At 65.5% G+C, this 12,658-nt stretch carries 8 protein-coding genes; 5 read left to right on the top strand and 3 right to left on the bottom strand.

Going from position 1 to position 12,658, the window contains the following annotated elements:
• Nucleotide 1: 1 nt before the first annotated feature.
• On the bottom strand, nt 2-655 hold the full coding sequence (locus tag IE92_RS0104035; protein WP_030149833.1) for a hypothetical protein: 654 nt from the start codon (nt 653-655) through the stop codon (nt 2-4).
• Between the two features lie 225 nt (nt 656-880).
• Nucleotides 881-3,550, bottom strand: coding sequence for a DNA gyrase/topoisomerase IV subunit A (locus IE92_RS0104030; protein ID WP_081864072.1), 2,670 nt, complete (start codon nt 3,548-3,550; stop codon nt 881-883).
• A gap of 89 nt (nt 3,551-3,639) precedes the next feature.
• Between IE92_RS0104030 and IE92_RS0104025 the strand changes: the two genes are divergently transcribed.
• A complete protein-coding gene (locus tag IE92_RS0104025) occupies nt 3,640-4,812 on the top strand; it encodes an alkaline phosphatase family protein (protein ID WP_030149834.1) in 1,173 nt (390 codons plus the stop codon).
• 57 nt (nt 4,813-4,869) lie between these two features.
• Here IE92_RS0104025 and IE92_RS18855 read toward each other — a convergent pair whose 3' ends face one another.
• Entirely contained in the window at nt 4,870-7,350 is a 2,481-nt protein-coding gene (locus IE92_RS18855) for an LPXTG cell wall anchor domain-containing protein (RefSeq protein WP_245601209.1), read from the bottom strand.
• A gap of 483 nt (nt 7,351-7,833) precedes the next feature.
• Here IE92_RS18855 and IE92_RS0104015 point away from each other — a divergent pair, with 483 nt between their 5' ends.
• The 4 genes from IE92_RS0104015 (at nt 7,834) to IE92_RS0104000 (ending at nt 12,650) form a co-directional block, all read left to right on the top strand.
• Nucleotides 7,834-9,108 carry an ABC transporter substrate-binding protein gene (locus IE92_RS0104015; RefSeq protein WP_043322096.1) on the top strand — a complete coding sequence of 425 codons (1,275 nt, stop codon included), beginning with the start codon at nt 7,834-7,836 and terminating at the stop codon, nt 9,106-9,108.
• A 71-nt stretch (nt 9,109-9,179) separates the two neighbouring features.
• Complete coding sequence (locus IE92_RS0104010; RefSeq protein ID WP_030143585.1) at nt 9,180-10,253, top strand: carbohydrate ABC transporter permease; 1,074 nt, start codon at nt 9,180-9,182, stop codon at nt 10,251-10,253.
• Nucleotides 10,250-11,143: a carbohydrate ABC transporter permease gene (locus IE92_RS0104005; RefSeq protein ID WP_030143584.1), complete on the top strand. Its 894-nt coding sequence runs from the start codon at nt 10,250-10,252 to the stop codon at nt 11,141-11,143. The genes IE92_RS0104010 and IE92_RS0104005 overlap by 4 nt, the downstream gene beginning before the upstream one ends.
• A 25-nt stretch (nt 11,144-11,168) precedes the next feature.
• Nucleotides 11,169-12,650: a GH1 family beta-glucosidase gene (locus IE92_RS0104000; RefSeq protein WP_051701873.1), complete on the top strand. Its 1,482-nt coding sequence runs from the start codon at nt 11,169-11,171 to the stop codon at nt 12,648-12,650.
• Nucleotides 12,651-12,658 lie beyond the last annotated feature (8 nt).

Below are 12,658 nucleotides of genomic sequence, written 5' to 3'. Positions count from 1 at the left end.
TCTAGCCGAGGGTCCCTGCTGCGTCGGAGACAACCTGACCGCGCCCGGTTGGTTCGGTCGCGCCATCGCGATGATCGGTGCGTGTGAGTGACAGCAGCAGGATTCCGTAGCTCAGGGGCGTTGCCGCGGCGATCAGCGAGACTGCCGCGGTGACGATCTGTATCCCGACCGGCTCCGCATTCATCCGGATCAGCAGGGTGCTTGCCAGATATGCCAGCGCCTGGAGCATAAGCATCGCGAGTGGGATCCGTTTCCAGGGAACGGGCAGGTGCGGTGCGCGCGCAATATCGACCACAATAATGAGGGTCAGGACGAGGTTTCCAAGCATCGAAATTGTCAGCAGGCTACCCCAGGGGTTGGCGTCGGGCTGTGCCCAGGACACACTTCCGAGCACGGCGGCCCCCAGCGACCAGATCGCCAGCGCGCGCGTGGCAATTACCCCGGTTCGGCGGGAGCCAAAAAGAGCCTGTCGGCAATAGCGGGAACCCGCGGTGCCCAGGAGCGCACCGGAGAAGAGCACGGCCGCGATGATCTCGCGTGCCGGGAATGACTCGGGTAGCGCATACGCCGCGAGCGAGGACCCAATAAAAAGCAACCCGACAGTCAGCGGCCGGGAACTCACCGGATGCGACCCGTCGCTCGGTACACCGTTCATCGTTCGCACTCCCCATCGTCGCGGCCGGCAACCGTGGGCGGGGCAGATATCGGCGGTGCTCCGGACTGCGGTTGCTAGGTTTCAGCTCACGCTACCCGGGTTTGAGCTAATGTCAAGGGTTGTCGCAGGGAAACCAATCGCCATGTTTTTGGGTCTGGTCCATGACAAAAAGGTGGGTTTCGGTTCCGAGTGTTCGAAACCGAAACCCACCAACAGGCTTCAGGACTATTCCAGGTCGAGGTCCAGGGTGACGGTGTCGGCGGGTTCCACCGAGAGGACGCCGTCGGTGTCAAAGCCGAGTGGCTGGGCCGGGGTGGCCGAGGCGCGGGCGGGGATGCGGATCACATCGCCGTCTTCAAACGAGGGGGCATCCAACGGGCCATCCTGCGGAGCGTCACCATCGGACGCGGCGGCAGGGCCCGAACCGGTGTCGGGCTGGATCGCCCGACCCAGATAGGTCACCACCTGCTCAAGCGCGGCACCCGAGGCATCGCGTCGGCCCACCGGCTCGGGCAGCGGACGCGCCGAGCCTTCGACCGAGAGCGCACGCACGGGACCGGGGCCCACCCAGGCGCGTTCGAGGTGGGACTCACCCTTGAGGAACGCGTGGGCCCGGACACCACCGGTCGCGCGGCCCTTGGCGGGGAAATCGGCAAACGTCGAGGTCTTGGCTCGGCCCGGATCGGTGCCGGGGATCGTGCCCTCGGCCACCGAGATCGTGGTCACCATAATCTCCTCGGCATGCGGTGCCGCGCCGAAGAACAGCACGCGAGCGCTCCCCACCAGCGCGACACCGGCCATACCACCTGCGGGCGCACCCTGCGGGCGCACCGAGGAGGCGACAAAGTGCAGCAGCTTCGCGTCCGAGGTGACAAAGATCAGCTCATCGGTTTCGGCGGGCTGGCCGAGGCCCACAACCTCATCGCCGGGCTTCAGCGCGATCACCTCAAACTCGGGCTTATTCGGCCAGGCGTTCGCGGTGACCCGCTTGACCACACCCTGCGCGGTCCCCAGCGCGATCGGGCGGTCGCTGCCCAGATCCACCAGGGCCAGCACCCGCTCCTTCTTATTGGTGAGCGTGATGTAGTCGGAGATCTTGACACCCGCCGCGAGATGAATCGAGGCGGCGGGCACAGCCGGGAGGTCGATGGGGGAGAAACGGATCAGGCGACCCAGGTTGGTGACCGCACCGATCTCGGTGCGTGAGGTGGTCTCCAGCACCGAGGCGATCGCGTCGTGCTTGGCGCGGCGCGGCGGCGCGGTGATCGTGACCTCCTCGCCCGCCGGGCGGTCCACCCGCAACGCGCGACCGGTGGCGCTCAGGAAAATTGTGCAGGCCACATCGGCGACCTCGAGAACCACGCCCGCCTTCTTCCGTGCGGACCCGGCGATGCTCGGCGCCGCCTCGGTCAGCATGGTGCGCCGCGGGGTCCCAAACTTCTCGGCCACGGCCTCAAGCTCCTTGGACACCTGGGTGCGGATCCGGCGGGTGCTGCTCAGCAGCTTCTCCAGCTCGGCAATCTGCGCCTGCAGCTCATCCCGCTCGGTTTCCAGCTCCATCCGCGAGAACTTGGTCAGGCGACGCAGCCGCAGCTCGAGAATGTATTCGGCCTGGACCTTGGAGAGGTCAAAAACCTCCTGCAGCTTCTTGCGGGCGATCTCCGAGTCATCGCTGGCGCGGATGACCTGGATGACCTCGTCGATGTCGACGATCGCGATCAGGAGTCCCAGCACCAGGTGCAGGCGTTCCTTGCGCCGGGCCAGGCGGTACTTGGAGCGGCGGGTGACCACCTGAATGCGGTGATCCACGTAGACCTGCAGCAGCTCGCGCAGACCCAGGGTGCGCGGACCGCCGTCGACCAGGGCGACGTTGTTGATACTGAAGCCGTCCTCCAGCGGGGTGAACCGGTAGAGCTGTTCCAGCACGGCCTCGGGGCTGAAGCCGGTCTTGATCCCGATGACCAGGCGCAGGCCGTTGGTCCGGTCGGTCAGGTCGGTGACGTCCGAGATGCCGGAGAGCTTCTTGTTGTTGACACCGTCCTTGATCTTCTCGATCACCCGCTCGGGGCCCACCAGATAGGGCAGCTCGGTGACCACCAGGCCCTTTTTGCGCGGGGTCAGGTTTTCGACCGTGACCTTGGCGCGGGTTTTGAACGCGCCACGACCGGTTGCGTAGGCATCTTTGATGCCGGCGAGACCCACGATCGTCCCGCCGGTGGGCAGGTCGGGGCCGGGCACATACGCCATCAGCTCCTCAAGGGTGGCCTTGGGCTTTTCCAGCAGGAAGCGTGCGGCGCCCACAACCTCGATCAGGTTGTGCGGGGCCATGTTGGTGGCCATTCCCACGGCGATACCGCTGCCGCCATTGACCAGGAGGTTCGGATAGGCGGCGGGCAGGACATCGGGCTGCATGAGCGCGCCGTCATAGTTGGGGATGAAGTCCACGACGTCCTCGTCGAGGTTTTCGGTCATTGCCAGGGCGGTCGCGTCCAGGCGCGCCTCGGTATAGCGGGGTGCCGCGGGGCCGTCATCCAGCGATCCAAAGTTTCCGTGACCATCGATCAGCGGCAGGCGCATCGTAAAGGGCTGGGCCAGGCGGACCAGGGCGTCGTAGATGGGAGCGTCACCGTGCGGGTGCAGCTTACCCATGACCTCGCCCACCACGCGGGCGGACTTCACGTGATTGCGGTCGGGGCGCAGCCCCATATCGGCCATTTGATACAGGATGCGTCGCTGCACCGGCTTAAGACCGTCGCGCGCATCCGGCAGCGCCCGCGAGTAGATGACCGAGTAGGCGTACTCCAGGAAGGAGCCCTCCATCTCATCGGTCACATCGACATCGAGGATGCGTTCGGCGGGGGCGGCGCTGGTGGAAGCGGAGTCTTTTCGGGTCATTCCATAGTTTCGGATGGCCGCGCGAGGAGAACGGCGCGAGGGTGGATGGGAGCCGGGTAAACCGTGCCTTCTGTGGCACACTTAACCCGATGCCTTCAATGTTACCGACACGCACCGACGTTTCCCGCAGCCAAGCCGATATCCTGCCGAATCTCGTCGCCGCCCTGCGCCCCGAAACGGGCCTCCCGGTGCCCGCGACGATGCCCGGAGAAACCCTCACTTCGGTGCAGTCGGCCATCCTGATCGTGGTGGACGGACTGGGGGCGCAGCAGCTGCGCGAGGCCAAGCCCTACGCCCGCTTCCTCACCGCGCGGAAGTTCCCCACCCTGCAGTCGGTGTTCCCCAGCACCACCGCGGCCAGCCTGACCGCGATCATGACCGGTGCCTGGCCCGGGGAACACGGCGTGGTTGGGTATGAAATGCGTGATGCCGAGAACGATCGCATCGTCAACGGCCTGACCGGCTGGGACGTTCGGATGGTTCCCGAAACCTGGCAGCTGCGCGAACCCCTGTTTGAGCAGGCGAATCGGCAGGGCCTGCGTCCCTTCGCCGTGGGCACCGGGAAGTATGCCACCAGCGGCATGACCCGGGCGATCCTGCGCGGGGCCACCTATGTCCCCGCTGACCGCATCGCCGAGCGCTTCGAGCAGGCGGCCAAGCTTGCCGAAACCCCCGGCGCACTGGTGTATCTCTACGTGCCCGAGCTCGACCAGATCGCCCACCGGTTCGGCGTGGCCGATGATCGCTGGCTGGCCGCGCTCGAGGACCTCGATGCCGAGGTGCGCAAGCTGCATGCACGCGTGGGGGTCGGCGTGGGGATCGCGCTGAGCGCCGACCACGGCATCGTGGATGTGCCCGACTATGCCCACGTCCTCTTTGATCAGGATCCCGAGTTGGTGGCCGGGATCGGCCTGATCGGCGGGGAGCCTCGAATGCGACACCTCTACTTTGACGCGGGGGTTTCCCCCGAGCAGCGCGCGGCAACCCTCGGGGCCTGGCGCGAGAGCGAGGGGGAGCGCGCCTGGGTGCTCTCCCGGGACGAGGCGATCGCGGCGGGTCTGTTTGGTGCCGTGAATCCCACCGTGGTTCCGCGGATCGGCGACATTCTGGTGGCCGCGCGGAAGCGGATCGCATACTACGATTCCCGTCCGTCGGATCAGAGTTCGAGGCGCATGGTGGGCCAGCACGGGTCTCTCACCGAGGATGAGGTACTGGTGCCGTGGATCACCCTCGGCGCCTGGGCTCCGCCTGGCCGCGGCTAACGGCCGCGCTCCGGATGCCCAGGACGCGCGTCCTGGGCATCCGGTGGGTCCGTTGCCCTAGCCTCGCTGAGCCCGCGCTCGACGCACGGCACCGAGGGCGATGCCGGCGGCCATCAGCAGCAGGGCGATGACTGCGCCCGCCTGACCGGCGGCACCGGTCTGGGGCAGACCGCCACCCGGCTGGGCACCCGGGGCGGCGATCACGCCGGGCGTTGTGGCACCACCGTCACCCGGGGCGACCGGGGTCGGGGTGGCCGAGGGGTTTCCGGGCTCCGGAGTCTCGGCGTCCACGGCGACCCGAACCTTCCCGGACCAGCTGGCGCTGGCCGAGACGTTTCCGGCGGCATCCACCGCGCGCACCTCGACGCTGTGCTCACCATCACCGAGGACGATCGGTCCGTCGGCACGGATCCACTCGGCGTCGTCCTCGGCCGCGACCTCATCCTGCGCGTCGTCCTCGGTCGGGACGGCGGCGGCCAGGGCCACCGACTCGACCCGGACGGCCGATTCGGTTGAGACGTTTCCGGCGGGCAGGAAGCGGTACTCCACCCGGGGTGCCGGGAGGAAGTCATCCGAGGCCGTCACCGTGAGGGTGACCTTCTTGGTGTAGAAGCCGTTGGGGCCCGGTGCCGCGGGGTCCGCGGTGATCGAGACGGTCGGCGCGCTGCTATCCACGCCGGGGTAGGACACCACCTGCGCGGTCATGGTGGCGGGGGAGCCGCCCTTGACCTGGGCACCGGTGCCGTTGATGACGTGGTTGATGCCGCCGGTACCGTTGAGGAACACCGAGGTCAGCGACTCGAAGCGCACGTTGGCGTTCTGCGGCGCCTGAACGCCACTCTCGGCGTACACGTGGTTGCCGTTGTTGCGGGTGTCATCGAAGAACGAGTACACACCCATACCCTGCGCCAGGTGACTGGTCACGGTGTCGGCCACACGGTAGGAGGAGTATCCCAGTCGTGTGCCGTCCATGTAGTCGGCCTGGGTGGGCGGGTCGTAGGGGAGCTCACTCTGGTAGAAGATGGTGCGGCCGTTGTTGCCGTTCCAGATCACCTGGTTCTTGCCGTAGTGCTCCACAAACAGACCGGTCGCGGTCACGTTGTCCGCATTGACCACCACGCCGTGGTCGCCCACGTTGGTGTGCCAGTCGACGCCGTCGCCGTGGTCGGCGCGCCAGGCCCAGATGTGATCGAGGAGGGTGTTCGGGGTGTTGACCTCGATCGAGGTGGTCGCGTTGCCGGCCCAGGGGCCACCCACGCGGATGAACACATCGGACAGGGTGGTGGGGTTCGCCACCTCGGCGGCGGTGGCACCCCGGGGGCCCACCTGAACCAGCACATCGGAGTTCTTGGTGTGTGCATCCACAGTGATTCCCGCGAGTTTGACGCCGGGGACGTCGGCAATCTCGATGGCCGCGGTGCCGTTGTTGGGAACCAGTGAGGCGTAGCCGAGACCCAGCACCACGGTGTTGGCCCGGGTGACCTTGATCGGGGCGTTCAGGTAGTACACCTCGGGGGTCAGCAGGAGGTTTTTACCGGAGGCGAGGGCCGCGTTGATGGAGGCGGCGGTGTCGCCGGCCTTGGCGATGTAGAAGTCGCCAATCGGCAGGGACTGCCCGGCCGAGGCATCGGTGGACCAGTTGGCGCCGGTGGAGTTGGTGTGGGCCTTGGGGACAAAGACCTTAAAGTCGTTGCCGTCCTTGTACAGGAACGGAATCTCGCGGGAAACCGGGGTCTTGTCGACGTTGGTGGTCACGCCGACGCCGCCGGCGCGGGGCTGGCCGAAGTCGGTGGCCGGGGCGTTCTGCACGCCGGAGAACACGTTGTTCCAGACGCCACCCTCCCAGGTTCCCACCTCGGAGTTTCGGGTGAACCACTGCTGCTGGGATCCGGTAACGATCTGGCCGTCGACCTTGCTGTCGGCCAGGTAGCCGCCGCTGGCATACTCTCCCACGCGGCCAAACACCGTCAGGTCACCCTTGATGTGAATGCGTCGGAGCGGTGCCGCCTGCGAGACCGCAAAGCGCATCTGGTGCGGGGCCGTGATTCCGCTGGGGAATGGGCGAGTCGCATCCACGCCGACCGGCTGCTGAATCGGGTTGAACGCGAGGTTGCTCATCGACCGCCAAAACTTGGTGAGCGAGCCCGGCTGCTGGCAGTCCCAGGGGTTCGCCTCGCACACGCGCTCGGGCTCCACGTGAATGGCACCGTTGATGAGCACATCGTCGGGGGAGGCCCCGAGTCCGGAAACCGACTGGTAGTAGCCGAGTTCGGAGTTGATGATGTTGGTCGCGGCCATGGGGTTGTCGGCGTTATTGTTCACGCCGTAGGTGCCGGGGGCGAAGAAGAACTGGTGGCGCTTGAGGCTGAATTCTCCCTCGTGGGAGGCGGCCTGAAGTGCGGAGTTGATCGCGTCCACACTCCAGTTTTCGTCAAAGATCGTGACGTTGGGGCCAAAGAGTGGATCGGCACCGTGCGCGGCGGGTGCCGTGACGATCGTTCCGGCCGCGGCCAACGCGAGAATCGCGGCGGCCGACACGGCTAAATTTGGCCCATTTTTTTCACGCAATAATTTCGATCGCATGTGTTCTCCCTTGAACAAATGTGAGGGGCGTTTCATCGACATCGGCGTCGACAGGTGCAGGCTAGCCATCTACTTACTTACCTGTCAACAAGTAAATTTTGCGGCCACTCAAAACCCCCGAGATTACGCGGAAAATCGGGCCATTTCCGCATATTCATCCGAGTTTACATACTGCCTGATTTAGAGAAAACAGGGGAGTGTGACCGTCGGCTGTCGGTGCCGAGAGTGGCGTCGAGACGGCTACTTTTTGAGCCGAATATGTGGTCAGAAAAGGACTCACGCGGAGTGACGAAAGGCATCCGAAACCAGGACGGCGATGCACCCCGAGTTGACTTATTTGGGAGCGCTCTCATAGGATCGGGGCACCGATTGGGAGCGCTCTCACAGCGTCTCAATCCAGAGCGATGAAGCTCACCCCACCACCACGAAGGAGTGATTGTGAACAAGAGTGCTTTCCGAAAAAGCGCGGGCACCGTTGCGCTGGTCTCCGCGGCCGCACTGGTCCTAGCCGGCTGCGCGAGCGACGGCGGCGAGGCCGGATCGGGGAACGGCAAGATTACCCTGACCGTGGCCACGTTTAACGACTTCGGCTACACCGATGCGCTGCTCAAGGAGTACAGCGACGCCCACCCGAACGTCACGGTGGTCCACAACCGAGCGGCGACCAGCAACGATGCCCGCGCCAACTACTTCCAGAAGCTCGGCAAGTCCGGTCTGGCGGACATCGAGGCCATCGAGGTGGACTGGCTGCCCGAGGTCATGAAGTACTCGGACATGCTGGCCCCGGTGCCCGAGAAGCTGCATGATCGCTGGCTGGACTGGAAGGTCAACGCCGCGACCGACTCCGACAAGAACCTGATCGGATACGGCACCGACATCGGCCCCGAGGCCATCTGCTACCGCGGCGACCTGTTCGCCGAGGCGGGCCTGCCCACCGACCGCGCCGAGGTGACCGCGCTGCTGACCGGCGGTTGGGACAAGTACTTCGAGGTGGGCAACGAGTACACCACCAAGACCGGCAAGCCCTTCTTCGACTCCGCCGGCGGCACCTACCAGGGCATGATCAACCAGGTCGAGGCGGCCTATGAGAACCCCAAGACCGGTGACGTCACCGCGACCGAGAACCCCGATGTCCGCAAGATCTACGACGAGGTACTCGCGGCCAGCAAGACCCAGTCGGCAAAGCTCGGCCAGTGGTCCGATGACTGGAATGCCGGCCTCGCCGACGGTGCCTTCGCGACCATGCTGTGCCCGGGTTGGATGCTCGGTGTGATCGAGGGTAACGCCAAGAACGTGACCGGCTGGGACATCGCCAATGTCTTCCCCGGCGGCGGCGGAAACTGGGGCGGTTCCTACCTGACCGTCCCCGCCAAGGGCAAGAACGTCGAGGCCGCCCAGGAGCTCGCCGACTGGCTGACCGCCCCCGAGCAGCAGATCAAGGCGTTTAGCAACTCGGGCAACTTCCCCAGCCAGAACGAGGCGCTCACCAACGCGACCCTGCTCGAAGCCACCAACGAGTACTTCAACAATGCCCCGATCGGGTCGATCTTCTCCGAGCGCGCACAGGCGGTCACCCTGTCTCCGTTCAAGGGCGAGAAGTACTTCCAGATCAACGATGCGATGCAGAAGGCGCTCACCCGCGTCGAGGAGGGCACGCAGGACGCGGACACCTCCTGGAAGCAGTGGGTATCCGAGGTCAAGGCCATTAAGTAACGAGGCACCCGGGTGGGGCGGCGGTATCGCCGCCCCACCCTCTTTCCCCGTCAAACGTTCTGTCTAGGAGCATCGTGTCCTCTTCCACCACCGCGCCCGGCGGCGCCCGATCCCGCCCCCGCGCCGCCCGCCGCGTGGGTTTCGGCGGCGGCCTGTCCCGCTGGGATCTTAAGCTTTCCCCCTATCTCTACATCTCCCCGTTCTTCATCCTGTTTGCGGTCGTGGGACTCTTCCCGATCGCCTTCACCGCGGTCATCTCCTTCATGGAGTGGGACCTGGTGCGCGGCACCGGCGAGTTCATCGGGTTTGAGCAGTATGCCTACGTCCTCGGGCAGCCCAAGTTCTGGCTGGCCCTGCGCAACACGTTCAGCATCTTCCTGCTCTCCAGCGTCCCGCAGCTGATCGTGGCCGTGTTCATCGCCTCGCTGCTGGACAAAAACATCCGGGCCAAGACCTTCTGGCGGATGGGTGTGCTGGTGCCCTACGTGATGGCCCCGGTGGCCGTCGCCCTGATTTTCAGCAACATGTTTGGTGACCGCTACGGCATCATCAACACCCTGATCCAGACGATCGGCCTGGAGCCGATTCCCTGGCACTCCAACGCCTTCTTCAGCCACGTCGCCATCGCCACGATGGTGAACTTCCGCTGGACCGGCTACAACATCCTGATTCTGTTGGCCGCGATGCAGGCGGTCTCGCGAGACTACTACGAGGCGGCCACCGTGGATGGGGCCGGCCCGATCCGTCAGTTCTTTTCGATCACCCTGCCGAGCCTCAAGCCCACGCTGATCTTTGTGATCATCACCTCGACCATCGGTGGCCTGCAGATCTTCGACGAGCCGCGCATGTACGACAGGCCCGGCACCGGCGGTCCCAACAGTCAGTGGCTGACCATCTCGCTCTACCTGTACAACACCGGCTGGGGAGAGTGGAACTTCGGCCGGGCCGCGGCGCTGGCGTGGATCCTGTTCATCATCATCCTGCTGATCGGCGTGATCAACCTGTTTGTCACCCGCAACCTGGTGCGGGACGAGGGTGGGCACCGACCGCCCACCCGGCGCGAGCGCCGTATCGCCGCACGCGACCGGGCCGCCGTGTCCGCCGCGGTGGCCCCCAGTTCGAATTCTCAGGAGGTATCGCGATGAGCGCACCCACGATGTCGCCGTCCACCGCCACAGCCGCCCCGGCTCCGGCACCGCGCCGCCGCCGGACCGTGCGCGGCTCCCGTCCCGGCTGGGTCGTCTACGGCGTTCTCGGGGCGATGATTGCCGGGAGCCTGTTCCCGTTCTGGTGGTCGTTCCTGATCGGTTCGGGGGATGCTCAGACCATTCGGAACCCCTCCTGGATTCCCGGCGGAAACTTCATCGACAACGCCCTCACGGTGATCAATGATCCGGCGGTGAACTTCTGGCTGGCGCTCTGGAACTCCTTCTATAGCTCGGCGCTGATCGCGCTCTCGGTGGTGTTCTTCTCCACCCTGGCAGGCTGGGCATTTGCCAAGCTGAAGTTCCGCGGCGGCAACGTGCTGCTGATCTTTGTGATCGCGACCATGGCCGTGCCCACCCAGCTGGGCGTGGTTCCGCTGTACATCCTGTTCTCGGACCTGGGCTGGACCGGCACCATCGGGGCGATCATCGTCCCCGCGCTGACCAGCGCATTCGGGGTGTTCTGGATGACCCAGTATCTGCGCCAGGCCGTGCCCGACGAGCTCCTGGAGGCCGCCCGGGTCGACGGCGCCAGCTCGTTCCGCACCTTCCTGACCGTGGGACTGCCGGCCGCACGCCCGGCCGCGGCGATGCTGGCACTGTTCACCTTCATTTCCTCCTGGAACAATTTCTTCTGGCCGTTTATCGTGCTGGATCGTCAAAACCCCACCCTTCCGGTGGCCCTCTCACTGCTGCAGTCGAACCACTTTGTGGACTACTCGATCGTGCTGGCCGGGGTGCTGCTGTCCACGATTCCGCTGCTTGTCCTGTTTGTCTTCACCGGCAAGCAGCTGGTGAGTGGGATCATGGCAGGAGCGGTCAAGGGTTAGTTCGTTTCTCAAGAAAGAGATCACCATGTCATCACCACGCTCCTTCCCACGGGACTTCGTTTTTGGTGCGGCCACGGCCGCGTACCAGATCGAGGGTGCCGCCTTCGAGGATGGGCGCACAGCGTCGATCTGGGATGAGTTCGCCCGCGTACCGGGTGCCGTCATTAACGCCGATAACGGCGATGTGGCCTGCGATCACTATCACCGCTACCGCGAGGATGTGGCGCTGATGCGGGAGTTGGGGCTGGAGTCCTACCGTTTCTCCACCTCCTGGTCGCGGGTGCGTCCGGATGCGGGTGCGGTGAACCCGGCGGGGATCGACTTCTACAGTCGCCTGGTGGACGAGCTCCTGGAGGCCGGCATCATGCCCTGGCTGACCCTGTATCACTGGGACATGCCGCAGGCCCTCCAGGAGCGTGGCGGATGGACCGTACGCGAATCCGCCGATCTGTTCACCGAGTACGCACTCTCGGTGCACGATGCGCTGGGGGATCGGGTCACCAACTGGGCGACCCTGAACGAGCCCTGGTGTTCCTCCTTCCTCAGCCACATCGCCGGGGCACATGCCCCCGGCCACCAGGACGCCGGTGAGGGACTGCTCGCCGCGCACCACCTGCTGCTTGGACACGGCCAGGTGGTGCGCGAGCTGCGCGCCCGCGACGAATCGCTCAACCTGGGGATCACGCTCAACCTGACCGTGGCCGACCCGGTGGATCCACACGCCGAGGGCGACCGCAACGCGGCCCGCAAGCTCGACGGTCAGTTCAACCGCTGGTTCCTGGATCCGGTGTTCCGGGGTGTGTACCCAGCGGACATCCTGGCCGATATCCGCACCGAGGAGCCGCTGGCCCTGAAGCGCCTGGAGGCGGCGGTACACGAGGGAGACCTCGCGGTGATCTCGACCCCGATCAACACGCTGGGCGTGAACTACTACCAGGGGGAGTTTGTGTCGGGCACCGCCCCGGCCGTCCCGCCGATCGAGCTTGAGGCCCCCACCGACCGTGCGATTCGAGCCCCCTGGCCGGCCCCGGCCGACATCCACCCGCATGAGCGGGGCCTGGCCCGCACCGGACAGGGCTGGGAGGTGCAGCCCGAGGGGCTGACCCGCGTGCTCACCCGGGTGTGGGAGGAGTACGCAAAACCCACAAACACGGTGCTGTATGTGACCGAAAATGGTGCCGCCTACGATGACGAGGTGGCGATCGAGGACGGCCAGCAGCGTGTGCACGACGTCGAGCGGACCGCGTTCCTGCGGTCGCACCTGGGCGCGGTGCTCGACGCCGCCGAGGCCGGGGTGGACGTGCGCGGATACTTCTACTGGTCGCTGATGGACAACTATGAGTGGGCCTGGGGATACCGAAAGCGCTTCGGTATCGTGCACGTGGATTACGACACTCAGCAGCGCACGCTCAAGGACAGTGCCATGGAGTATCATCGGATCATTCGGAACCGGACCCTGTCCATTCCGACGTACACGGGTGTGCCGCTGTACCTGCACACGCACTAGTCAAGGAG

This window comes from Mycetocola saprophilus, assembly GCF_000718085.1.
Classification (GTDB): Bacteria; Actinomycetota; Actinomycetes; order Actinomycetales; family Microbacteriaceae; genus Mycetocola; species Mycetocola saprophilus.
This window is presented reverse-complemented; position numbering and strand designations above follow the sequence as displayed.

Excerpts from the sequence above, each read along its gene's own strand:
- IE92_RS0104030 (WP_081864072.1), bottom strand. The coding sequence starts at position 3,550 with ATGACCCGAAAAGACTCCGCTTCCACCAGCGCCGCCCCCGCCGAACGC.
- IE92_RS0104005 (WP_030143584.1), top strand. The coding sequence starts at position 10,250 with ATGAGCGCACCCACGATGTCGCCGTCCACCGCCACAGCCGCCCCGGCT.
- IE92_RS0104035 (WP_030149833.1), bottom strand. The coding sequence starts at position 655 with ATGAACGGTGTACCGAGCGACGGGTCGCATCCGGTGAGTTCCCGGCCG.
- IE92_RS0104000 (WP_051701873.1), top strand. The coding sequence starts at position 11,169 with ATGTCATCACCACGCTCCTTCCCACGGGACTTCGTTTTTGGTGCGGCC.
- IE92_RS0104025 (WP_030149834.1), top strand. The coding sequence starts at position 3,640 with ATGCCTTCAATGTTACCGACACGCACCGACGTTTCCCGCAGCCAAGCC.